Raw genomic sequence first — 309 nt, 5'->3', positions numbered from 1 at the left:
GCCAGCCCGCCGGCGTGCCCGGCTCGATAATCAGCAGCGTGCCGGTCGTGAGGTGCCATAGCCGGTCGATCATTTTGGCCAGGGATGCTGGCACGATCTCGTCCAGCACATAGGCGCATGTGACGAGGTCCGCGGGCTGGAGGTCGGCAAGGTCTGTCGTGACATCGCCGGCCTGCCAGATGCTCCGGGCCGCGATCGCATCGGCGGCAAGTGTCTCGCAGATTTTGCGCACCGCGGCACTCGCCTCCAGCAACGTGGCCAGTTCCAGTTCAGGCCAGAGGTCGCTGGTGGCCCAAAGCATCGTACCAG

General features: G+C 65.7%; 1 protein-coding gene. It reads right to left on the bottom strand.

Features of this window, described 5'->3' with window-relative positions; all coding sequences use genetic code 11:
- A partial coding sequence (locus tag EN852_RS38500) for a small ribosomal subunit Rsm22 family protein (protein ID WP_281407859.1) occupies nucleotides 1-309 on the bottom strand: 309 nt, incomplete at both ends.

Source organism: Mesorhizobium sp. M2E.F.Ca.ET.209.01.1.1 (genome assembly GCF_004010375.2).
In the GTDB taxonomy this organism is placed as follows: domain Bacteria; phylum Pseudomonadota; class Alphaproteobacteria; order Rhizobiales; family Rhizobiaceae; genus Mesorhizobium.
The sequence above is the reverse complement of the archived record's forward strand: the minus strand, read 5'-3'. Positions and strand labels throughout refer to the sequence as shown.